Genomic DNA, 23,695 nt, shown 5'->3' with positions numbered 1-23,695 from the left:
AAAAGAATTTGATTTGAATTGCCGGAACGACAATTCATTTTTATAAAAAATAGATATTGAATAAAGATTCAAAAAAAATTGTTGATAAATATACTTATTGAATTGTGATAAATAAGTGATTTTGATATTTTAGGCAACAATAAAATAGTTTTTAGATGATCCATTTAAAAGATAAACATTTAAAAATATAACTGAAATTTAGGACAGGAAATAATGACAAGAATAATTGTAGCATCCAAAGAGGGTTTGGACGTTCTGCAAGATGGTCAGCTCAATAAGGTGGTTTTAAACCAACCTACTATTATTCAAATTGGTGTAAGTCAAAAAGATATCGCATCGATGGAAAAGCAGGGTGGAAGTCTAGTCATCCATTTAAAAAATGGAGAAACAATTGTCTTAGAAAATTTCTTTAATGAAGCAACGAATACAACAGAGCATTCACTCGTTTTTCCAACTGAACAAGGAAAATTTGTTGAAGCACAATTTGATGCTCAAGGTAAGGTTATAGATTATAGAGGCTTAAATCATGTTACGGATTTGGCCTATACCAGTACGAGTCCTTCAGCTGCAACAATGGCCGTTGATAATGATCCAAGCTTTTCAATGGGTAATGTACTAAAAGCAGGCTTAGCAGTTTTAGCCGCTGAAGGTTTATATCTTTGGGCATTTGATAAAGATGACAAAGATGATTCACCCAGTACTCCCGATTTAATAGCACCTGCTGCTCCTACAGCTACGCTTGCTGATGATACTGTGACAGTGACTGGCAAAACTGAAGCAAATGCGAAAATCTACATTAAAGATGCAGCAGGTAATACAGTGGCCTCAGGTGTTGCTGATGCGAGCGGAAATTACACGATTAAATTAGATAAGCCGTTAGTGAATGGGGATAAATTAAATGTTATTGCCCAAGATGCGGCTGGAAATAATTCTAAAGTTACTGTGGTAACAGGAACAAAAGATACAATTGCCCCAGATGTTCCACAAGCTCAATTGAGTGATGATGGTTCCTTAGTGACAGGTAAAGCAGAAGCAAATGCAAAAATCACTGTTTATGATGCCACTGGCAAAGTATTAGGAACTGTTTTTGCGAATAAAGATGGTATTTATTCTTTAAAACTTACTCCACCATTAACCAGTGAAGCGGGCGGTAAAGTGGTTGCCGAAGATGCTGCGGGTAACAAATCTGAGGAAGTTAAAATTATTGCGGGTAAAGATACCATACCACCAGCCTCTCCTTTTGTTGAAGTAAATAAAGAAGGATCGGTAATCCATGGTAAAACTGAAGCAAATGCAAAAGTTCAAATAAAAGATGCCGATGGTAAAGTGATTGGAAGTGGGACCGCCGATGCTCAAGGTGAATTTCAAATTACACTTTCACCTGCTTTAAAAGAGGCGCAAAAGGGCACAGTGGTTGTGGAAGATGCTGCTGGTAATGTATCTAAACCAGTTGAAATTACGCCAGGCTTTGACTCGATTGCACCAGATAAACCGACTGTTCAAATTAATACAGATGGTACTTCTGTAACTGGTACGGCTGAGGCCAATGCCAAAATTGAAATTAAAGATACAACAGGGAAGGTAATTGGTAGTGGAACAGCGGATGCGAATGGAAAATTTACAATTTCTATTTCACCAGCTTTAACGGATAATAAACATGCTTCGGTATCAGCTATAGATAATGCTGGAAATAAGTCTGAAATTGTTGATATTGTAGGTACAAAAGATACAACACCACCAGCAAAACCTATATTAAATAGCGTAGATGATGATGTAGGTGCTGTTAAAGGAGCTATAACGGCTGGTTCTGAAACTGACGATGCTAGACCAAAACTTACAGGCTCAGGTGAAGCAAATGCAACTCTTACGATTTATGATAATGGTGTTGCAATTGGAGTTGTGACGGTAACAAGTGGTAGATCTTGGTCATTTACATTTGATAAAGACTTAGCTCTTGGTAAGCATACTATTACTTTGACTCAAACTGATGCGGCAGGCCTTACCAGTGAGGCAAGTTCTCCATTTACCTTTTATGTAGTTGCTCCAAAGGCTGCGAGTCTGTCTGAAACTTCAGTAGATACTTTAAGTACAGAGGGACCATCTTTGGCAGATAGTGTCGGATTGCATACTTTAAAGGTAGCGCAAAATACAACAACTGAGACGAATAACCCGCAGAAATCAGTTCCTTTAGATGATTTATTAAAAAGTTCTACGGCTAGTGAATCAGACCCAATCGCAAAACTTCTCTCATCAACAGCGTTAAAAATGACTCAGGCATCTGAGCCAATCGAAGTAAATGCATCAGTTGGTCAGACAACATCAAATGCTGGTCATCCTTTACCTGATACAACTTCTTCGGTTTTACAAAACCTTTTAGATCAAACTTATCCAGTTATTTAGGGTATTTGAGACAACATGTAAAAAGCGCTCAATGAGCGCTTTTTTAATTTATTGTTTGATTTTTTGGTGTTGTGAGAAGAGCGATTAGCCCATAGAGGATTGCACCAATTGTAGCGAGTAACATGTCTTTATGTGCATCCCACATATCACCTTGTTGCCCATTATAATTTTCAGCTTGTTCAGGTGATAGCCCGATTGCAATTACCCATTCGATCAGTTCATAAAAGACACTAGACGCCATCACAAACTGGACTACAAGTAAGAATAAAGAAAAAGGACGTGCAGTGGGTAACCATACTTGGAATACACGATAAATAAGAGGATAGAGCAAAACACCATAGGCAAGATGAACTAAACGATCATACATATTGCGGGACCAGCCCATATATTGATCTAGGTTGAAATGGAACACCTGTTGTATCCAGTCATTGTATGGAACGTAGGAGTAGAGATAGTGAGCACCAATAATATGGATTAATAAAAACAGTAGATAAAAAGTAAAACTTAAGAAATCGAGTCCAATTTTTTTGAAAATAATAAAAAGCAGAATCACCATAAAAACAGTGCCAGCTTGATGAAGCAAATAAGCCTCAAACTCAAGTGGTTGAATACCTGAAATGATAATGGCAATAAAAAGCAGGCCAAGTGCAATATAGTGTTTAACTTTGAATTCTTTTTCGATCATTTTATAAATAAGTCTTTATTCTGATTTGTATGAGTGTAATAAAAAAGCGAAGCCTAAGCTTCGCTTTTTATAACTTTTTTAATTAGATTTTGCTAATTAATTCGTTAATTTGTTTAGCTTGTTCAGCAGCATTACCTGTGTAAGTTGCAGGTGTAAGCTCAGCTAAGCGAGCACGCTCTTCACTTGGTACTTGAGCAAGTTCGTTACCATTTACGAAGTCAACCATCATGTCACGCGTCATTGCTTGACCACGAGTTAATGCTTTTAACTTCTCATATGGTTTTTCAACGTTATAACGACGCATAACCGTTTGAATTGGCTCTGCAAGAACTTCTTGAGCTTGGTCAAGATCTTCATTTAAGCGGTTTGCATTGAGTTCAAGTTTACCAATACCTTTTAAGCAAGCATCAAAAGCAATTAAGCTTTGAGCAAAACCAACACCCATGTTACGAAGTACAGTTGAGTCAGTTAAGTCACGCTGCCAGCGAGAAATTGGTAATTTTTCGCCTAAGTGAGCCAACACTGCATTTGCAATGCCTAAGTTACCTTCAGAGTTTTCAAAGTCGATTGGGTTAACTTTATGTGGCATAGTTGATGAGCCAACTTCACCTTCTTTAAGTTTTTGCTTGAAGTAACCTAAAGAGATATAACCCCATACGTCACGGTTAAAGTCGATCAAAATTGTATTGAAACGACGTAATGCGTCAAATAATTCAGCCATATAGTCATGTGGCTCGATTTGAGTTGTATATGGGTTAAATGTTAAACCTAAAGATTCAACAAAAGCTTGTGAATGCGCTGGCCAATCCACATTTGGATAAGCAGAAAGGTGAGCATTGTAGTTACCTACTGCACCATTGATTTTGCCTAGTAATTCAACATTTTCAAATTGTTTGATTTGGCGAGCTAAACGATATGCAACGTTCGCCATTTCTTTACCCAAAGTTGTTGGGCTAGCAGTTTGACCATGTGTACGAGACAACATCGGTTGTTCAGCATGAGTTGTAGCTAAAGCAGAGATTGCATTTAAAATTTGCTTCATGCTTGATACTAAAACTTCACGACCGTTTTTAAGCATAAGTGCATGAGACAAGTTATTGATGTCTTCTGATGTACAAGCAAAGTGAATGAACTCACCCGCATTTTGTAATTCAGCAATACCTGCAATTTTCTCTTTCAAGAAGTATTCAACTGCTTTTACGTCATGGTTAGTTGTGCGTTCAATTTCTTTAATGCGGTTCGCATCTTCTTCAGAGAAGTTGCTTACGATTGCATCTAGAGCTGCATTTGTTTCAGCTGAGAAAGGAGCAACTTCAACAATTTCCGGGCGGTTAGAAAGCGCTTGTAACCAACGCACTTCCACAGTGACACGAGCATGAATTAAACCAAACTCAGAAAGAAAAGGGCGTAGCGCATCACATTTGCTGGCATAACGTCCATCTAATGGTGATAGTGCGGTTAAAGCGTTCATAACGATTCCTTAATGCTGGAATAAACATAAAACAAAAATAATCTCGTTACAGCCTTAGATAACTTGGTACTGTAAACGAGCAAGTGCTTGAATATCCTGTAGCAATTTACGTTTGCTAAAAATCATGTTCCATGAACTACCGCCGAGTTGTCGCCATAAATGGGCCATTTGTAGCCCTGTAAACAGACAAGCACGAATACGGTTGGTATGGTTGGTATCTTTAAATGCCTCAGCATTACCACGAACAAGAATGCGTGGATTAATCTGTCCGGCAGTATCAACATAGGTTTGCGCCAAATTGGCTAAAATACTTGGGTGTAAATAGTTATTATCAAAAAAAGAAAGCTGTTTTAAAATTTTTTGCTGCGCTTTTTCAATAATCGCCACATATTCAGGATTGCTATAGACCTTTTTCTCTAACTGCAAAAGTGACATCGCATAAGACATTGGAAGTTTTGCACTACGCATTTTAGGTAAACGAGATTTAGGCGCATTGGTAAAAGGCTGAGTGATACAATTTTCAAGAGTTTTAAGACCCAACGAAATATCAGCCAATTGATTGAAAAAATCCAACGTCTGAACAGCATTATTATTTGTTGTAGGGCGAATATTTAAACTCGCCTTTATTAATAACTCAAAATAAAAGTTACCACTTTCACCAATACTTTGCTGACCTGTCATGGCGGTCATATGCGTAAGCTGGGCCGCTTGAAATACCCCAGCCAAGGCAAGGGCACGGTTTTGGCGAACATTCAAGGCTTGTGATTGTTGAAAGGGTAACTCCACCATGCCATTCATTCCCTTAAATAAAATTTGGTGTAGGGGCGTTTGTATGGTGAATAACACCCCCGCCTAGGCAAACTTCATCCGAATAAAATACAACACTTTGGCCTGGTGTAACTGCACGTTGAGGTTCATCAAACTCAACACGAACACCATGCTCACTATTTTCATCAATAAACACTGTACAAGCTTGATCAGGCTGGCGATAGCGTGTTTTAGCGGTGCAACGTAATCCTTCAGCCGGAATATTTTGCTCGCCTGCTACCCAGTCAATGGCCTCACTCCAAAGCTGTGTACTTTGCATAAGTGGGTGATCATGTCCTTGGCCGACCACTAAACGGTTATTGGCAACATCTTTATGAAGTACAAACCATGCACCTTCTGATGCACCTTTCATACCGCCTAGACCAATACCGCCACGTTGACCGAGCGTATAGTACATCAGACCGTGATGTTCACCAACTTCTTTGCCGTTATCAAGTACAATTTTACCTGGTTGAGCGGGTAAATATTGTTTAAGGAAGTCATTAAAGCGACGTTCACCGATAAAACATATACCAGTTGAATCTTTTTTCTTCGCAGTTGCTAAGTCCAGTTCTTCAGCAATTCTACGAACTTCCGGTTTTTCAATTTCCCCTACCGGGAAAAGGGTTTTATTAATTTCACGGCCATGCACTGCATGTAAGAAATAAGTTTGGTCTTTATTGTTATCTAAACCACGTAATAAAGGTGCATATGCTTCACCTTTAGAGTTATAAGCAGTTTCAGCACGACGAGCATAATGACCTGTTGCAATAAAATCTGCACCTAAGGTCATGGCATGATCTAAAAATGCGCGAAACTTAATTTCTTTATTACATAAGATATCTGGGTTTGGAGTGCGACCGGCTGCATATTCAGCCAAGAAGTGTTCGAATACGCGGTCCCAATATTCCATAGCAAAGTTTGCAGTATGAAGTTTAATACCGATTTTATCTGCGACTGCTTGAGCATCGGCTAAATCTTCCATTGCCGTACAGTATTCCGTGCCGTCATCTTCCTCCCAGTTTTTCATGAAAAGGCCTTCAACTTGATAACCCTGTTGAAGTAAGAGCGCCGCAGAAACAGAGGAATCTACGCCACCAGACATACCGACGATGACACGTTGTTGCATAGGACTAGGCATCCAAATGAGAAGTTAATGAGGGAGAGAAAGGGTGCTCATAAATAAGAGCTAAAGGATAATGTTGTCCTTTCATGGCGTCTTCAATGGCTTTAATGACAAGAGGACTACGTGCACGGGCAGATTCTTTAAGTTCATCTAGAGTCATCCAGACAGCAGAAACAATACCTGTATCAAGTTTTGGGTCGCTTTCGACGTGGGTCACATGCGCTAAAAAGCAGAAGCGATAATAAGTACGGTCCGGAAACATAGGGGGGGTATAAGTATAAATACCAAGTAGGGCATCTATATCTATATGATGTCCTGTTTCTTCAAGCGTTTCACGGATCGCTGCTTCTGTTAGTGTTTCACCACATTCCACATGACCAGCAGGTTGATTAAACACTGTGTGTACAAAACCTTCGCTATGTTCTTCGACAAAAAGATAGCGTCCATCTTTTTCTACGACTGTAGCGACAGTGACATGAGGAGTCCATGCGGCCATAAAAAAGCACCATGAATTTAAAAGTCGTATGATACGAAATTTAGGGGTTTTTGGCTACGGTCATCTTACAAACGATAGAGCATGCGAATAACTCTATCGTTTGAAAAACTCGGTTTGTTTTAATTTATTTGATTATCTTTATGGTTATTTTGCACTTTTACATAATGTCTTGCTGAGTAAGGTAAAAATGCCAATTCTTTTTCGGTTAGAGGGCGTACTTGTTGTACAGGGCTTCCAACATAAAGATAACCACTTTTTAAAACTTTACGAGGCGGAACTAAGCTTCCCGCACCAATCATCACATCATCTTCAATAACAACATCATCTAAAATAACCGTATTGATTCCGACTAGTACGCGGTTACCAATAGTACAGCCATGTAAAGTCACATGATGGCCTACTGTCACATCTTCACCAATAATAAGAGGTGAACCATTAGGTTTTGCATCATTTTTATGGCTGACATGTAGCATACAGTGGTCTTGTACATTACTGTTTTTGCCAATTTGAATACTGTTTACATCTCCGCGAATGACTGCAAAAGGCCACACCGAAACATTTTCGGCCAATTTAACATCACCTACAACCACGGACATTTCATCAATGTAACAGCTTGGATCAATTTGTGGGTGATGGTCTAAATAAGGGCGGATATTTTTTGCCATGAGAAGTATCAATAGAAAATTTAGTAAAAGTATAAAATAAAAAAGCACTCACGCTAATAGCATGAGTGCTTAATTCAACTATTCTAAAATTATTTAAATTTAGAATAAGTTGCTGAAGAATTGTTTGATATGGTCAATTAAACGTGCGAAGAAACCAGCTTCTTCAACAGGTTTTAAAGCAACCAATGGTTTTTCAGCAATAACTTTACCGTCTAAACTTGCAACAAGCTTACCAACGACTTGACCTTTTTGAAGTGGTGCATTTAGGTTCGGTTGAACAACCAATTGAGTTTTAATGCCGTCCGCTTTGCCTTTAGGCATAGTCACATTAAAGTTTTCAGCTAAACCAACCTGAACTTCATTTTCTTTACCAAACCAAACTTTAGCTTTTGCAAGAACTTGGTTTGCAGGTTGTACATTTGCAGTTTCAAAGTTTGCAAAACCCCATGCCAATAGTGCACGAGTTTGGTCAGCACGTTCAGACATGCTTGGTGTACCAAAAATAACTGAGATTAAACGCATTGGACCGCGTTTACTTGAAGTCGTTAAGCAGTAACCAGCTTCATCAGTATGGCCTGTTTTTAAGCCATCAACACTTGGGTCAGTGTAAAGTAAAGCATTACGGTTACCTTGTTTGATACCGTTAAATGTGAATTCTTTTTCAGAATAAATCGGGTAGTATTTTGAGCTGTCTTTAATAATATGTTGTGCTAAAACAGCCATATCTTTTGCAGTTGAGTAATGACCTTCAGCTGGCATACCTGTTGAGTTAATAAACTGGGTATTGGTCATTCCGATACGTTTTGCTTCCTGGTTCATCATGTGAGCAAAAGTACCTTCATTCCCAGCAATATGTTCAGCCATTGCTTTTGATGCATCATTACCTGACTGAATAATAATACCGCGAAGCATTTCTAAAACAGTTGCTGTGCCATTTAATGGAACATACATACATGATTCAGAACTACTGCCTTTACACCAAGCAGATTCATTCATACGAACCTGTTCATTTTCGGTAAGCTCACCTTTTAATAATTTTTGTTCAATGATGTAGCTTGTCATCATTTTAGTCATAGAAGCAGGAGCAAGCTTTTCATTTTCATTTTTAGAAGCGAGAATTTGTCCTGTCTCGTAATCCATTAATACATAAGACTTATTATTTAATTCTGGCGGAGCTGATAAGACAGTTGCTGCATAAGAAAAACTTGGTAAGAGGAGGAGTGCAGCAATAGCGCTTTTTCGAGTCATTCTAGGTAATTCCAATATCTTGTATGAAGCAGAAGAGCCTAGCATTTTAGGATAAAGCAAAGCCGACTTCTATGGGGGAAGTCGGCTTTTTCAAACAGTATTGTAACTAGAGAGTTTTTAACTAATTTAGTTTTGCGATTGATAAGCTTTCACGTCTTGGCAAACTAACGTATTTTGTTCGTTACCAGCAGCTTTTGCATCATTACGTGCTTCTTTTAAGACTTTCTTGAAGCTCTTGTCTTTACTACGTTTTTCTAAAGCTGCAACTGGATCGGCTTCATTTGGTAAATAGTCTTTTACAAGACGCTCATAACCTTGAGCAAATTCGGCATCTTTTTTACCAATCAAACTTGGGCAAATTTCAGAAAGTACTTGAATTGCTGCTAATTCTTCCGGTGTAGTACCTTTGGACGGTGTAACTTCAACAACATTTTCATTTTCAGTTTTCTTTTCAGCTGTTTTTTTCTTGTCAGCAGCATAACCCACTGTTGCCATTGTCATGAGTAAAACAACAGAAAGTGATTGAACTAAGCTTTTTTTCATAAACATGGATAACCTGAAACCAAAATTTGAAATATGTCGATAGCTTAAACAATTTAAACGCTAAAAAAATGGAAAAAATGTATTGTTATGTAGGTTTTCTGCTTTATCTCAACAGAAAACCCCAAAGATAAGCGTACTGATTGAGCTAAGCTCTTAATCTTTATAATTTACCACTTCCTCACAAAGTTCATGTTGTTCGTGGTGATCCATTTCTTTGGCAGCCTGACGTGCTTCACTTAACAGGGTTTTATATTCTGAATCATTTTGCAGCGCAGAGAAGGTAATTGATTTATTGGAATAACCACTCAGGTACATGGCAATAATCTTTTGAGTATTGGTTTCAAGTTTTTTATTTGCACCAACAAAAGTAGGGCAAATTTCTTGTAAGACTTGAGTAGAGGCAATGTCATCTTTAATTAAGCTGTCAGCTTCTTGTGTTGAGATACCCTCATCAGCAAAAACCGCTTGAGTACACAATGTGATACTGATCCCCAATACTTGAAAAAAAGGAGCGAAAGTTTTCATTTTTTCACAATTTTATAATGCTATGGAGGCATAAATATATATAATTCAACAAATAATTCAATTGAGAAAACCTCTGGGTTTATTTGTCGAGAAAGATTTTTTGTGAATATTTTAATTGCCAATGATGACGGTGTATTTGCACCAGGTATACAAGCTTTAGCTGACGCGTTAAAACCACTAGGCCGTGTTGTGGTGGTTGCTCCAGAAAGTGAAAGAAGCGGGTTTTCGAGTGCCTTAACTTTAGATCGTCCTTTACGTCCTATTCAAATTGCTGAAGATGTATGGGCTGTTAATGGCACACCAGCCGATTGTGTTTATTTATCCATGAATGGATTATTTGATTTCGAATTTGATTTAGTTGTCAGTGGTATCAATAGTGGCGCAAATTTAGGCGATGATGTTTTATATTCGGGAACTGTTGGCGCCGCCTTTGAAGGTCGTTTAATGAAACAACCTGCAATTGCGGTTTCTTTGGCTGGGCCTGATGTACGTTCATACGACCATAAAGATGATTATGCACAAGCTGCCAAATGGGTACATGACTTTATTGCAAAAGGACTACCTGCACTGCCACCGCGACATATTTTTAATATTAATATTCCAGATGTACCTCAGCTTAAAGGGACTCAAATTACTTACCAAGGCCGCCGCGCTCAATCTAAACCTATCACCAGCCATGTAGACCCTAGAGGAAGACAGGTTTACTGGATTGGTCTTGCTGGTGAGGCGGTAACTGATCCACAGCGTATTGCCAGTCAAATACAATCTGATTTTTTTGCGGTCGCGAATGGTTTTGTGAGCGTGACGCCAATTCAGATGGACGCAACAAACTATGCGGTTTTAGAAGATTTGCAGGCCAGTTTGGGGTAATAAACTGAGCCGAATGTTATAACTTTGTGAATAAAGAAAAAGAGGAACATGTTTCCTCTTACTTTTTTGGTACTCTTAGCCGAAATGATTTGTAGCATTTAGTGAGGGAGATCGATGCATTTAACTGGGCAACAAAGCAGATTGCATATTCAAAGAGACAAAATAATGAAAATTATGATGTTGTCTGTAGCTGTAGGTTTTACTGTTGCAATGGCAGGATGTGCTTCTAAACCACAAATTAATAATAGTTCTCGCTATGCAATGGCTCCTAACTATTACACGGTCCGTTCAGGTGATACTTTAAGTGGTATTGCAATGCGTTATGGTCTGGACTATCTCAGTATTGCAGAGATGAATGGTATTGCACCGCCATATCGTATTTATGTTAATCAATCATTACGATTGAAGAAATCTTCTTCACCAAGAACTGTGTCGACACAAGTCATGGCGCAACCGGAACCAATTAAGCGTCAAACAATTGCTTTACCGACAACTACTGCACCAACCACAACCACTCCACCGCCAGCAACTGTTGCGCCATCAACCAATACAACAGTGGGAGCATCTATTCCAAGCTCAAGCTTACGTTGGGTGAAACCAAATAACGGTCCGGTTATTCAAGGCTTTAATTTGGCGAATAATGTCAAAGGAATCCGTTATGGTGGTAACCAAGGTGACCCGATTTATGCGGCGGCTGATGGTCAAGTTGTATACGCAGCCGATGGTCTGAAAGAATATGGTAACTTAGTTTTAATTAAACATATTGATGGTTACATCAGTGCGTATGCCCACAATAGCAAGATGATGGTGAAGAGTGGTGACAATGTAACTGCAGGCCAAAAGATTGCTGAAATGGGGTCTTCAGGGGCATCTCGCGTTATGCTTGAGTTCCAAATTCGCCTTGACGGTAAACCGATCAACCCTGCAAATCTTTTACCAAATTAGCTAATGCATTAAATATAGGTTTCCTCGTATAATACAATTGGTTGCTTTCATTACAACAATAAGCATTTTTTATAAATTTAGAATTAGATTTGAGGAAACCTATGTTAGATCAGCTTCGTGCGATGGGTGTTTTTGCTTGTGTGGTTGAAAAAAGTTCATTTAGTGGTGCGGCACGTGAATTAGGCATTACAACAAGTGCTGTAAGTCAGCAAATCCGTTCTCTTGAAAATGAAATGGATGTAATTTTATTACATCGTTCTACGCGAAAACTTAGTTTGACTGAGGCAGGGCAGGCTTTTTTCTCAAGTTGCCAAGAAATGTTGGCAGCAGCAGAAAGAGGCAAAATCAGAATCAATGAATTGCGAGATGATTTGATTGGTGACTTGCGTATTGCAACTACCCCTGATTTAGCGGTTCAGCACATTATTCCTGCTTTATCTCACTGGATGTCTGCCCATCGTGGTCTATCTGTTCATTTTGAAGTGGGGCATCGATATATCGATTTAATCGAAGAGCGAATTGATATTGCAGTGCGCATGAGTTCTACAGCGGTAGAAGAGAGCGACTCTGTTATTCCTATGGCTTTTGTCGATCAGATTTTGGTAGCCTCTCCCAGCTATCTCAATCAAACAAGCCCAATCTTGCATCCAAATGATTTAAACAACCATGAGTTGCTTTCTATCAATGCAATGAATGATTCACGTAGTTTTAATTTTCAGCACGCTAAAACTGGTGAAAAATTAAATATCGAGATGGCAAGCCGTTTGCAAAGTAATAATTTACAAGTGGCTAAAGCGCTATGCCAGCAAGGGCATGGAATTGCCAGAATTTTATATTTAGATGCTCAAAAAGAACTGAAGAATGGTTCTTTAATTGAAATCCTTCCAGATTGGAAACTCCCAGCTTTCACTTTATATGCAGAGATTGCAAAACACGATCAACAGCCAATGAAAATTCAACGTTGTGTCGAAGCGCTTAAGCAATACTTCAGCCAGTTGGCTGGCGGAAGAGCAATGCAGATTGTTCGTTAACTTTTATCTCATTCATAAAAAAGGGCTTGTTATTACAAGCCCTTTTTTATGTCAGTGTTATTTTTGCTTTAGCGTAGCAACTTCCTCTTGAGTTTCTTGAGGAAGATCATCGGCTGTGAGCTCTTCATGCTTTTTAATTTTTTTCTTATTTTTCTTTTTCTTCTTCGGCTCCTCTTCAACTTCTGCGCCATCTTCGATCGCTTGCCAGTACTCAAGTTGTTCCATTACAGCGGCATAAATAGAATGCTTACTGTATTTGCCTTTTTTGTCGAGGGTACCAACAGGGCGAGCCATTAAAATCTCAAGTGCTTGATCAATTGTATCAATTGCATGGATATGGAATTGACCCATTCGCACCGCATCAATCACATCTTGACGTAGCATCAAGTGTTGCATGTTTTGGCGTGGAATAATGACACCCTGTTTGCCAGTTAAACCTTGTAGCTTACATGCATCATAGAAGCCCTCAATTTTTGCATTTACGCCACCAATTGGTTGAACTTGACCTAACTGGTTCATAGAACCGGTAATTGCCCATGACTGATCAATTGGTAACTGGCTAATTGCAGAGATTAATGCAGAAAGCTCGGCAACGGTTGCACTGTCGCCGTCCACTTGTCCGTAGCTTTGCTCAAAAGCCAGAGCAGCAGAAAAATGTAAAATCTGTTCACGGCCAAAGTGAGCTTTTAAGAAGCTAGACATGAGTAACACGCCTTTGGCATGCAATGAACCGCCTAGTTCTACACTACGTTCAATATCAAGAATATCGCCACCGCCTTGATAAACCGAGGCAGTTAAGCGTGAAGGTAAACCAAACTCAACATCTGCATAGTGAATGACAGAGAGGGCATTAATTTGACCTAAACGATGGCCAGAAGTTTCGATTAACTGGGTTCCACGCGATAAATCTTGCCAGTAAAGTTCTCTTAAATAGCCTAAGCGATATTGTCGGTGTTGTAAGGCAAGGTTAATGTGCTGGTCGGTTACCATCTTATCATTGGCTTTAAATGCATGATGATGCGCTTCACGAATAAGATCACCCAACGTTGAAGCATGTAACGACAATGAGCTTTGGTCTTCGGCCTGACGGCTTGAGTCTGTCAGTAATGCCGCTAGAGCACTGCGGTCAAATGGAAGCAGTTTATCGGCTTGTACATAGTCTGCAATCAGCTGCATATAAGCTTGTTCATTTTCGTCATTACGTTGTAATGTATCGGTAAAATCTGCGCGAATTTTAAATACGCTACCAAGCTCTGGTTCTACTTCTAAAATTTCATAATAAATCTCAGGCTCTGCCATCAGTACCACTTTAATATCAAGTGGAATAGCAGCAGGCTCTATCGAGATACTGCCGGTTAAAGTCAACATATGTTCAAGAGAAGAGAGCTTGAGTTGGCCCGATTTTAAGGCACGCTTTAAACCTTGCCATGCATAAGGCTGTTCGAGTAATTGCTCGGCCTCAAGCATTAAAAAACCACCATTGGCTTGATGTAGGGCACCAGGGCGAATAAGAGTGAAATCTGTGGTAATTGTGCCGTTGTGGGTGAGTTGTTCTACATGACCCAGCAAGTTATAGTGCGTTGGGAAATCTTCAAAAATAACTGGTGCACCGCTATTTGGCTTGTTTGAGACAATCACATTTGCTTGATAACGCGCTGGTACGCGATTGAACATAGCAGGAGCAAAGTCATCTTCTTCTTGTTCTAAAATTAACTCAACATTGTCAATGATATCTTGAGCATACTGTTTTAAATAATCTTCAAGGCCTTTCACTTGCCCATATTTATTTAAAATTAAGTCCATGCGCGGCATAACCACCTGAGTGGCGATGTCTCGATTTAAAACAGAAACTTTGTCGCGTGCATCATCTTCTAAGTCGCCCAAATGCAAACCAAGACGCTCAAGCTTTTTATCCATATAGCGAATATTGGCTGCAATCTCAGCACGCTGTTTACTATTTAAAGCGTCAATTTCTGTTTGAGTCAGTTCTTGAACCTGATTATCTTTTAACTGTACAGGTACAAAGCCATGTTTCTCATTTCGAGAAATCAATTTTAGATCAAGTTCTTCGCCTTCTTTTGTTAATTCGACAAGCGCCTGTTGCTGTTCATCACCAGTTTCCTGACGGATTCGCTCGATACGGTTATGATAAGTCTCTGCACTAAAACGACGTTCAAGCTGCTTTAAAATAATTTGCCAAGTTTGATGAAGAGTTTGTTGAAACTTGGTTCCTTGTCCAGCAGGAAAGCGTAGCGCAATAGGCTGACGAGCTTGTTTAAAGTTATAAACATATACCCAATCATCTGGAGTAGGCATTGTTTTGGCATGTTGTTGGAGTAAACGCTTAATCATGGTGCGTTTACCTAAGCCTGCAGTTCCTACCGCAAAAATATTATAACCAGAGTAGGGTAAGGAAATACCGGCTTCTACCGAAGCTTTGGCGCGGTCTTGCCCTAAAAAGTTGTTGAGCGGCTTGATGCGTTTTGTTGAGGCTGGAATATTTTCAAAATTTGGAATGTGCGTAAGTTGTTCGGGTTTTAACGCTGTTTTATCTAAAGTCATTTTAATATCAGGTTGCTCAAAAGCTGAAGGAAATGCATTTATTGTGACGTTTGTGGTGTTTGTTTTAGCGAGTGATAAAGTTGAAGATGTCACTTGATCAAGTTTTTGTGTCACTGTTGATATCCAGCAAAAGAAAACGAAGGTTGAAGATTAAAGGTATACAGGTTTAGCATAAAATATCAAGCAAACTTGCCGTTTTTATCATCAAAACAAAACTTGATTGCATAAAGAATCTTGAAAGCAATTGTAAGAAGCGATTGAATAGGCGCATTTATAATTTATGGAAAATAAAAAACGAATGATTTCTGAATCGAAAGGGTGGAAAAGTTCTTTTAAAGCTTTCTTGGATCGCCGTGCAATCATTATGTTGTTTTTGGGTTTTTCATCGGGAATTCCAATTTTTCTAATTTTTTCAACTCTATCATTTTGGTTGACTGAGGCTGGAATTAACCGAAGTACTATTACAATGTTCTCTTGGGCAGCTTTGGCTTATTCATTTAAGTTTATTTGGGCGCCGCTAATAGACAAGTTACCCTTGCCATATCTAACCAGAAGAATGGGCCTAAGACGTAGTTGGTTGTTGGTATCACAACTTTTGGTAATTTGTGCAATTTGTATGATGGCATTTACAAATCCATTACCCAACACATCTGATTTCGGTTCATTGTCAAATTTAACGATTATGGCAGGGGCTGCTATTTTTCTTGGCTTCTCATCAGCAACACAAGATATTATTGTGGATGCTTACCGTATCGAATTAACTGAAGACCCAAATATACAAACTGTTTTAGCTTCAACTTATAATGCAGGGTATCGCACTGCTACAATTATTACTCAATTAGGTGCACTATTATTTGCTGCATCTTTGGGAACAGCAGTTGGTAATTATATTTATGAAGCATGGCGAACCACCTATTTATTAATGGCTGGTTTGATGATTGTAGGAATTATTACAACTTTACTCATCCATGAACCTGTAGTTAAGCGCCTACAACATCATTATCATGCAAAAGATTATGTCCAGTTATTTGCAGTTTTTGTTATTTCAACCATAGTTTTTGGAATTAGTTTTTATCAAATCGGTTTAATTTTTGATTCATTTTCTATCGAAGATGCTTTTTTAAATTTTATACTTTTAGTTATTAAGTTTTTAATTAGTATATCAATTGCTGTTATTGTTATTCTGGGTTTAATTAAATTTGGTTTAATTAATAAAAAAATTGTTGTAGAAACATGGTTATCACCTTTACTAGACTTTTTTAAGCGATATGGATTAAAAGTAGCTTTAGCAATTTTATTATTAATAGGTTTCTATCGTATTTCAGATGTCGTTGCTGGGGTAATGGCTAATCTGTTTTATTTAGATTTAAATTTTGATAAAGAAGAAATTGCTTGGTTTAATAAGTTTTTTGCGATTTTCTTTGTAATATTAGGTGGATTTCTCGGAGGGATGTTAGCTCAGCGTTATAACGTCATGAAAATGATGTTGTTAGGAGCAATTTTAGCGAGCACAACTAATTTAATTTTTGTTGGTTTAGTCAAATCTGGTGCTTCTATGCAAGAGGTCCGGGTTAATATTGGCGATCAAGTATATACCGCAAACCCTGATGAGGTAGGAAACTGGTCTTTAAAATTTCCAAGTAATACTTTAACAACCCAAGCAGAAGTTTCTATTGCCTCGCAACCTAAAGGGTATATTGAACCTTTAAAAATAACTATTCCACTAAAACTATACAAAAATGAGCCAAAACCGGAGATTTATATCCAAGCTATAGGGGGCGATAATCTTGTATATAAAGATGAGTTAGCAAAAGATATAATCCTTCATGGCACTTTGCTAAATTTGCCGAAAAATAGTCAAATAAAATCTGTAAATATTTTCTTAAATCCACAAGTTAAAGTAGATGGTAAAATTAAAAATAGTGACTGGAATGCAGTTATTTCAGGGACAGAACTTGCTAAGCTTGATGCAATAAGAGTGCAGGCAAATTATGAGGTTAATGGGCAAACAAAGACTTTAGTTCAGACTCATACCTATCAAAAAAATTTATCAGAAAGCCAACCTAGATATCGTATGAGTTTATCCGATATCCCAGCGATTCCGATTGATAAAAATATTGATATCGAATTGAAAGGAAAAGTAGTTGTACCTTACAGTAAGACATGGCTTGTTATGGGAATCATATTTGATAATCTAGCTTCGGGTCTGGCAGGAGCGGTTTTTATTGCATTTCTTTCAAGTCTAACAAGTGTATCTTTTACAGCTATGCAATACGCTATTTTTAGTTCATTAATGTTATTACTGCCTAAAACTATTGGCGGATACTCAGGTACAATAGTAAATCATATAGGCTATTCTGGCTTTTTTACGGTTACGTTCTTGATGGGATTACCAATTTTACTACTTGTAATTTGGGTAAGTAAGTTATTGGCTAAACAAGCATCAGAATGAGGGTTTTCTGGAGATAAATATATGCGAATGCTTCATACAATGTTGCGAGTAGGCAATTTAGAACAATCTTTAAAGTTCTATACCGAAGTATTAGGGATGAAGTTACTTCGTAAGCGTGATTATGAAGAAGGTCGCTTTACACTGGCATTTGTTGGTTATGGCGATGAAGAAAATAATACCGTGCTTGAACTTACTCATAACTGGGATACCTCAAGTTATGATTTAGGAAATGGCTATGGTCACATTGCGATTGGTGTTGAAGATGCTTATAAAGCTTGTGAAGAAATCAAAGCACGTGGCGGTAAAGTCGTTCGTGAAGCTGGCCCAATGAAGGGTGGTGTAACGGTGATTGCATTTGTTGAAGATCCGGATGGCTACAAAGTCGAGCTTATTCAACAAGACGCAAATGCTAGAAATAATTAAATAAATGACTCAGGCGCTTTAAGATTTAGGTCTTAAAAGTCTAGCTTTATTTTTATAGCCCAGTATGATGAAGGCTTGACCAAATGGTCAATTTATCAACTGGGCTTTTCTTTATCTAAAATAATCATAGGATGTGAACATGCTGAAGTTCTTGGCACTTGATCGATTTACAATTTTGTTGGTTGGCATGGTACTACTAGCAACTTTTTTTCCAGTCAGTGGTCAAGCTGCGCAGTATTTCAATACATTAACTACAGTCGCGATTGCTATTTTATTTTTCTTGCATGGTGCAAAGCTGTCTCGTGAGGCAGTCATTGAAGGTATTTTGCATTGGAAAATGCACTTACTGGTATTTGCAATTACGTTCTTTATTTTTCCTGCTATTGGTTTATTGGCTAAACCTATTCTTTTACCTCTATTAGGGCAGCAGCTCTATTGGGGTTTTTTGTTTATGTGTTTCTTGCCATCTACTGTTCAGTCTTCTATTGCATTTACTTCAGTTGCAAAAGGGAATGTAGCGGGGGCGGTATGTAGCGCATCTTTCTCAAACTTGGTAGGTATGTTTATTACGCCAGTTTTAGTCAGTTTCTTTATTTTAGGACAAAGTCAGCACGGATTTGATCCTACATCTTCAATTATACAAATTACTTTGTTGCTATTAGTGCCTTTTGTTTTAGGGCAATTACTTCGTCCCTATGTTTTTCCATATATGGCAAAAGTACCAAGTATTGTAAAAGCATTTGACCAAGGTTCAATTTTGATGGTGGTCTATGGTGCATTTAGTGGGGCAGTGGTTGCGGGGCTTTGGCATCAGGTGAGTTGGAAAACCTTACTGCTTTTGACGATTGCTTGTTCTGTTTTACTCACCATTATTATGCTGCTTGCACTTTATTTACCGCGCGTTTTTGGTTTTAACCGAGCTGATCAAATTACAGTGTTCTTTTGTGGCTCAAAAAAGACCTTGGCCAGTGGTGTACCTATGGCACAAATCTTATTTATTGGCCAACCTTTAGGTATGATCGTTTTACCAATTATGATCTTTCACCAAATCCAGTTAATGGTCTGTGGAGTGATTGCAAATTACTTGGCTAAATCCCAAGATTAATTCGCAAAAAAAATTTATATGGCGTATAATACTGCCCACTTGTTGTGCTTAGCTCTAACCCTTGAGGTTTCGGTGGGCCAAAAGAATGGTCTGTTGTGGTGTTGATCTGCTTGTAAAAGCTTTCCTCAATTTAATTGAGAGTGATCAATTGCGATGACAGCTTAAGCCTTTCTTCAATTAGGAGTAATCGACGATGCGCGCCGATATTCACCCAAAATATGAAAAATTAGTTGCAACTTGTTCTTGCGGTAACGTAATCGAAACTCGTTCTGCTTTAGGTAAAGAAACTATTTACCTTGACGTATGTTCAGCTTGCCACCCGTTCTACACTGGTAAACAAAAGAATGTAGACACTGGTGGTCGTATCGACAAATTCAAACAACGTTTTGCTGGTATGTCTCGCTCTATCAAGCGTTAATACTTCAAAACGAAACAAAAAACGGGCTTATGCCCGTTTTTTGTTTTTAATATACAAGACCATTATTGGTCTTGTACGTCTGTTAAGCGGTCAAGTTTTTTCTGAAAATAATCACCTTGTAGAAAGCGCGCTTCTACATTCCATGCATTGGCAAACAGGTTCATATCATTCAAGTGAGCTAATAAAATTCCAATCGGTTTTACAGTCAAATAGTTCAATATTTTTTCTTGCAAGTTATTAAGCCCTTGGTCTGAGCTTAATAGATCAGTTTTGCTGGACTGTAATTTTACAAGTTGAATATCAAGCTGCTGTAATATTGAATCGCTATACATAGAAGAAGCAAAATCTCGAATTGAAATTTCCGCACCATGTTGGCGTAAGCGAGCAATGTGCTGTTGAGCAATTGGGAGATAAGGCTGAAGAGCTTGTTCTGAAAATTGCAAAATCAGTGGGCTTTCAATTTTACTTCCGATAATAGTCAGTAGTTTGGAAATCAGCTCGGGGAATGTTTTATCTTTCAGCAAAATATCAATATTAAGGTTAATAATGAGTTTCGCTTTAGGATACTGAGCAATGAAATTATGAAGCTGTTTACACGCTTCTACCAATATCCAGCGGTCTAACTGAATTGAAAGCTCGGCATCTTCTTTAAGATCACTTAAATCATTTAAGTCATACCATTGTTCACCAGCAATAAAACCACTTGTCACTTCATAGTTATGAGTTTCTTGGTCATGTTTATCATAAATTTGCTGGTACTTCAGATGTATTTCGCCCTGAGCTAGTTTTTGTCTTAACTGCTGGAGTAAAGAGGACTGAGGCGTATGATCAAAATGTTCAATTGTTAAATCAAGAGGAACAGCTTCGATGCTCGGTGAAACCGTTTTTTCTACTGTTGGCATTACTTCAAGTTGAGGTGTAACCTGAGGTAAGCCTTGCTTTTCCGCCTCGTTCAGCAGTGAGTTAAAAGAGTTCTCAGTTAAGGGTTGGTTGAGAAAAGCATAACCAAGCTTTAACTGTACTGAAAAGTTTTGCTCATTCACTTTCAACAAATGTTCTTTTTGCAAAGTTTGTAAACTCGTTAGCTGTGAGTTTAAAACTGAACTATTTTCGGCTTGTAAAATCCCCACATAACTACCCAAGTCGACTTGGAAAATCGGCATCTGTGCATGGTCTTTTAAAAAACCATGGAGCTGATTGAGATATTGCCCTAAAGTTTGCCAACCCTGTTGAAAAATTCGTTCTGGGCACTGTGCAAGTCTAAATAAAACAACGGCGTTTGCTTGGGCAGGGTGGGTCGATAAATGACGATTAATCTGTGGCCAAGCTGCACTTAACCCAACACTTTTTTCGGACGGAGCACTATTTGCTGGAGTAGTTAAATCAACTTGATAGTCGATGGTGAGTTGTACCGCGTCTTCTTCTTGACTTGGAATAAACTCGAGTTTTAGCGCATTATTACCCGAAATAGCCTGATGCTGACTCTGGATTTCAAAGCGTGCTTGATCGAACTGGCCTAAAGAAATTTTCTTAAACCGCTGCTTAAAAACATTTAAATCGTTGGGTTGTAAGACATCTAAAATCGGTAATCCGATAATGTCTTCTTCTTGTTGAAAACCAAAAAGATTCAAATATTCGGTATTTGCCTTAATGTGGATGCCTTCTTGAAAAATAGCAACTGCTTTATGGCTGTTGTCGACCAGCGTTTGCGTATGCGTATGAATGGTATCAAGCTCGGCCAAAAGACGTTGTTCCGTCTGTAAAAGGCGGCTGTATGACAGTGCCCGAACCAAGGTAATATAGAAATAATCTAGCGGTTCTAATGGGACTACATCATAAATCCCTTTTTGAATATAGCTTTGATATTGCTGCGCTTGGTAATCGTCTGGCTGTAAAAGTAATATTGGAAGCTGCGGCTGTTCTGAGGCTTGAACAAGGGAGAGAGTTTGTTCAATTTTCAAATCATAGGCGCGACCAAAAATAATGACATCCCAAGATGTATTGAGCTGCTTTTCAAAACTTTTTAAATCATCAAGTAATAAGGCATTAACTTGATAATCATTCCCCGATAATAAATTTAAAATTTGGTTATAACGTAACTGGTTATCATCAATAATGAGTAAACGTATTTCAGTACGTTTTAACCTTTTAGATAGTAAAGAGTTTCTCACTTTAATGCTTCCCATAAATCTTGGCTATTCACGGTGTTATTCTTTTTCAGCATGAACTGATCAAGCAGGTACTGTTGCTGCTCATTCAGAAGCTCAAATTGAAATTGAATAAAACTTTGAGTAATGAGTTGTGCTTTGAGTAGATACACTTTGATTTCTTCTGTCCCCAATCGTAAATGAATTGTTTGTTGCTCTCTAAAAATTTGAGACCCCGGTAAAATAAGCGTGTTTTGTATTTCTTCTAGGTTTTGAGTTTGTAGTAATAGTGCAGGGTGATAATTACGCGTATGACGCTCTGCCTGAATATGTACAGCGCAAGGGAACATGGCTTGTGAAAGAATTTCTAAACCCAGTTCCAGACTTTTTTCTGTAGATTGCTTAATCCAGCGAATTACACCGCCACGCCACTGACCATGTAGCGTTTCCTTCACCAAAATATATTCGCCGGTTCTTAAGTTTTTAGGTGCTTCGCCGGACCATTTAATACGATAGCCATTAACACTAATATCAAGCACGGTAGTTTGATAAATGGTTTTACTCTCACGGCTTAAGCGTTGATAAGATGAGGTTTGTTGTTCTTTTTTCTCTAAATTGGATAAGACTTTCGATTCACTTTGTAAATTATAGTTATTACTCAGTTGTAGCGTTTCTTCAAAGTTTTTGGCTTTAGATAAATAAAAATGTGCGGTACTTAAGCCAAAACAGATTTGTAAAGCTGCATTATATTCATAACGCTCATGACGGCGCTGTGCTGTGGTTCCCAAAATCGTTTGAACATGGAACTTTAATGCGGGACTTAAATAAATCTTTTCATTTTTAGACATATATTGAGCATTTTTATGCATGGTGGCAGTGACATGCTCAAGCAAAGCTTGCGTGCTAATAAAAATACTTGGATTGAAATTTGAGCTTTGTTTCTTGTTATATACAGGCGGATGATCTTTAGTCGGGTCGACCACATACTTTGTTGAAGCAGTGTCTTTCGGCAAGATCTGAATCATGCGTGCCCAGTCAAAACTACATTGAAACAGGGCTTGAATTTCTGACTGGCGAATCTGATTGGTGTTAAAAATATCTAATAAAATAAGCTGTGCATAAGCCTGCGTAATATTGGCTAACGGGTGCTGTACACCTTGAATATGATTAATATTGGTTAAATGATATTTGTATTGAACCGCTGTTTCATAAAGCTGGTGGGCAATTAACCATTGACCTTTGACAGGTTCGCTATAGAGCATATGCTGTTGATATAAAAGATTGGTCAACTGCTGCAATGCGTGGAATGTCGCCAGAATTCGTGCGGTTTGTAAATTTTTCTTTTGTTTAAAAGAGAATAAAGAAAACTTCTGCTTTTGTAGCTGTTCGTGGCTTGTTTGCGCAATATTTAAATAAATACTGGCAAAATAACAGCGCAGAAGCATAGCCAGTTCAATAATGTGCTCGTTACGGTCGGTACTAATGACGCCTTGGTTAAAGAAGTTTTTTTCTAAACTCGCCAACACATTATTAATGGTTGGGTGAAGTGTCTGAATTAAGTCAAAGCGTAAGGTTTCACTACAATTTAACTCATTCAGCTCCAAAATTGCTGTAAATAGCGCTTTTGAAGTATCACCCAATTGCATAATAGAAAGGGTAGTGACCCACTCATTAAGATCTTTAATGTTGGCTTCACAAAAGCTTAACCGTTCACGAGTAAGTGCGGTTTGATTGTGAAAAATGTCCGAAAGTGCATTATTCATCATCACTTATTAT

At 38.3% G+C, this 23,695-nt stretch carries 20 protein-coding genes; 8 read left to right on the top strand and 12 right to left on the bottom strand.

What is annotated here, in order from left to right:
* Positions 1-213: 213 nt before the first annotated feature.
* The gene (gene blp2, locus EGS71_RS07320; protein ID WP_000196834.1) at positions 214-2,400 is read left to right on the top strand and encodes an Ig-like repeat protein Blp2; all 2,187 of its coding nucleotides are present in this window, start codon (positions 214-216) and stop codon (positions 2,398-2,400) included.
* A 43-nt stretch (positions 2,401-2,443) separates the two neighbouring features.
* Here blp2 and EGS71_RS07315 read toward each other — a convergent pair whose 3' ends face one another.
* From EGS71_RS07315 to EGS71_RS07275, 9 genes are all read right to left on the bottom strand, one after another.
* Positions 2,444-3,085, bottom strand: a complete 642-nt coding sequence (locus EGS71_RS07315) for a DUF2238 domain-containing protein (protein ID WP_000570324.1) — start codon at positions 3,083-3,085, stop codon at positions 2,444-2,446.
* A gap of 82 nt (positions 3,086-3,167) precedes the next feature.
* Positions 3,168-4,556: an adenylosuccinate lyase gene (purB, locus tag EGS71_RS07310; RefSeq protein ID WP_000993080.1), complete on the bottom strand. Its 1,389-nt coding sequence runs from the start codon at positions 4,554-4,556 to the stop codon at positions 3,168-3,170.
* Positions 4,557-4,610: 54 nt separating this feature from the next.
* Complete coding sequence (gene hflD / locus EGS71_RS07305) at positions 4,611-5,345, bottom strand: high frequency lysogenization protein HflD (RefSeq protein ID WP_000229970.1); 735 nt, start codon at positions 5,343-5,345, stop codon at positions 4,611-4,613.
* A 13-nt stretch (positions 5,346-5,358) separates the two neighbouring features.
* Positions 5,359-6,492: a tRNA 2-thiouridine(34) synthase MnmA gene (gene mnmA / locus EGS71_RS07300; protein WP_001187604.1), complete on the bottom strand. Its 1,134-nt coding sequence runs from the start codon at positions 6,490-6,492 to the stop codon at positions 5,359-5,361.
* A 4-nt stretch (positions 6,493-6,496) separates the two neighbouring features.
* Positions 6,497-6,985 carry an NUDIX hydrolase gene (locus EGS71_RS07295; RefSeq protein WP_000741964.1) on the bottom strand — a complete coding sequence of 163 codons (489 nt, stop codon included), beginning with the start codon at positions 6,983-6,985 and terminating at the stop codon, positions 6,497-6,499.
* Between the two features lie 119 nt (positions 6,986-7,104).
* Positions 7,105-7,650, bottom strand: a complete 546-nt coding sequence (locus tag EGS71_RS07290) for a gamma carbonic anhydrase family protein (RefSeq protein WP_001107199.1) — start codon at positions 7,648-7,650, stop codon at positions 7,105-7,107.
* Positions 7,651-7,749: 99 nt separating this feature from the next.
* Positions 7,750-8,898 (bottom strand): D-alanyl-D-alanine carboxypeptidase PBP5/6, encoded by a 1,149-nt coding sequence (dacC, locus tag EGS71_RS07285; protein ID WP_000197255.1) that lies wholly within the window; start codon positions 8,896-8,898, stop codon positions 7,750-7,752.
* A gap of 126 nt (positions 8,899-9,024) precedes the next feature.
* On the bottom strand, positions 9,025-9,447 hold the full coding sequence (locus EGS71_RS07280; protein ID WP_000480885.1) for an MCR_0457 family protein: 423 nt from the start codon (positions 9,445-9,447) through the stop codon (positions 9,025-9,027).
* Positions 9,448-9,594: 147 nt separating this feature from the next.
* Positions 9,595-9,966 (bottom strand): MCR_0457 family protein, encoded by a 372-nt coding sequence (locus tag EGS71_RS07275; protein WP_000846423.1) that lies wholly within the window; start codon positions 9,964-9,966, stop codon positions 9,595-9,597.
* Between the two features lie 102 nt (positions 9,967-10,068).
* Between EGS71_RS07275 and surE the strand changes: the two genes are divergently transcribed.
* From surE to EGS71_RS07260, 3 genes are all read left to right on the top strand, one after another.
* Positions 10,069-10,836, top strand: a complete 768-nt coding sequence (gene surE, locus EGS71_RS07270) for a 5'/3'-nucleotidase SurE (protein WP_001023216.1) — start codon at positions 10,069-10,071, stop codon at positions 10,834-10,836.
* Between the two features lie 114 nt (positions 10,837-10,950).
* Positions 10,951-11,781: a peptidoglycan DD-metalloendopeptidase family protein gene (locus tag EGS71_RS07265; protein WP_000550750.1), complete on the top strand. Its 831-nt coding sequence runs from the start codon at positions 10,951-10,953 to the stop codon at positions 11,779-11,781.
* Positions 11,782-11,882: 101 nt separating this feature from the next.
* The gene (locus tag EGS71_RS07260; RefSeq protein WP_000886770.1) at positions 11,883-12,812 is read left to right on the top strand and encodes a LysR family transcriptional regulator; all 930 of its coding nucleotides are present in this window, start codon (positions 11,883-11,885) and stop codon (positions 12,810-12,812) included.
* 57 nt (positions 12,813-12,869) lie between these two features.
* On the opposite strand, the gene EGS71_RS07255 is transcribed toward EGS71_RS07260, so the two are convergent.
* Positions 12,870-15,488, bottom strand: coding sequence for a Lon protease family protein (locus tag EGS71_RS07255; RefSeq protein ID WP_000192286.1), 2,619 nt, complete (start codon positions 15,486-15,488; stop codon positions 12,870-12,872).
* Between the two features lie 166 nt (positions 15,489-15,654).
* Here EGS71_RS07255 and EGS71_RS07250 point away from each other — a divergent pair, with 166 nt between their 5' ends.
* The 4 genes from EGS71_RS07250 (at position 15,655) to rpmE (ending at position 19,772) form a co-directional block, all read left to right on the top strand.
* Entirely contained in the window at positions 15,655-17,826 is a 2,172-nt protein-coding gene (locus EGS71_RS07250) for an AmpG family muropeptide MFS transporter (protein WP_000428288.1), read from the top strand.
* Positions 17,827-17,847: 21 nt separating this feature from the next.
* Complete coding sequence (gloA, locus tag EGS71_RS07245) at positions 17,848-18,249, top strand: lactoylglutathione lyase (protein ID WP_001242511.1); 402 nt, start codon at positions 17,848-17,850, stop codon at positions 18,247-18,249.
* A 133-nt stretch (positions 18,250-18,382) separates the two neighbouring features.
* Positions 18,383-19,354 carry a bile acid:sodium symporter family protein gene (locus EGS71_RS07240; RefSeq protein WP_169518026.1) on the top strand — a complete coding sequence of 324 codons (972 nt, stop codon included), beginning with the start codon at positions 18,383-18,385 and terminating at the stop codon, positions 19,352-19,354.
* A 193-nt stretch (positions 19,355-19,547) separates the two neighbouring features.
* Positions 19,548-19,772 carry a 50S ribosomal protein L31 gene (gene rpmE / locus EGS71_RS07235; RefSeq protein WP_001200845.1) on the top strand — a complete coding sequence of 75 codons (225 nt, stop codon included), beginning with the start codon at positions 19,548-19,550 and terminating at the stop codon, positions 19,770-19,772.
* Positions 19,773-19,834: 62 nt separating this feature from the next.
* Here rpmE and EGS71_RS07230 read toward each other — a convergent pair whose 3' ends face one another.
* Positions 19,835-21,943, bottom strand: coding sequence for an EAL domain-containing protein (locus EGS71_RS07230; RefSeq protein ID WP_002010049.1), 2,109 nt, complete (start codon positions 21,941-21,943; stop codon positions 19,835-19,837).
* Complete coding sequence (locus EGS71_RS07225) at positions 21,940-23,685, bottom strand: hypothetical protein (RefSeq protein ID WP_000981543.1); 1,746 nt, start codon at positions 23,683-23,685, stop codon at positions 21,940-21,942. The genes EGS71_RS07230 and EGS71_RS07225 overlap by 4 nt, the downstream gene beginning before the upstream one ends.
* Positions 23,686-23,695: the final 10 nt, after the last annotated feature.

The organism is Acinetobacter sp. FDAARGOS_559, from assembly GCF_003940475.1.
GTDB classification, from domain to species: domain Bacteria; phylum Pseudomonadota; class Gammaproteobacteria; order Pseudomonadales; family Moraxellaceae; genus Acinetobacter; species Acinetobacter baumannii.
This window is presented reverse-complemented; position numbering and strand designations above follow the sequence as displayed.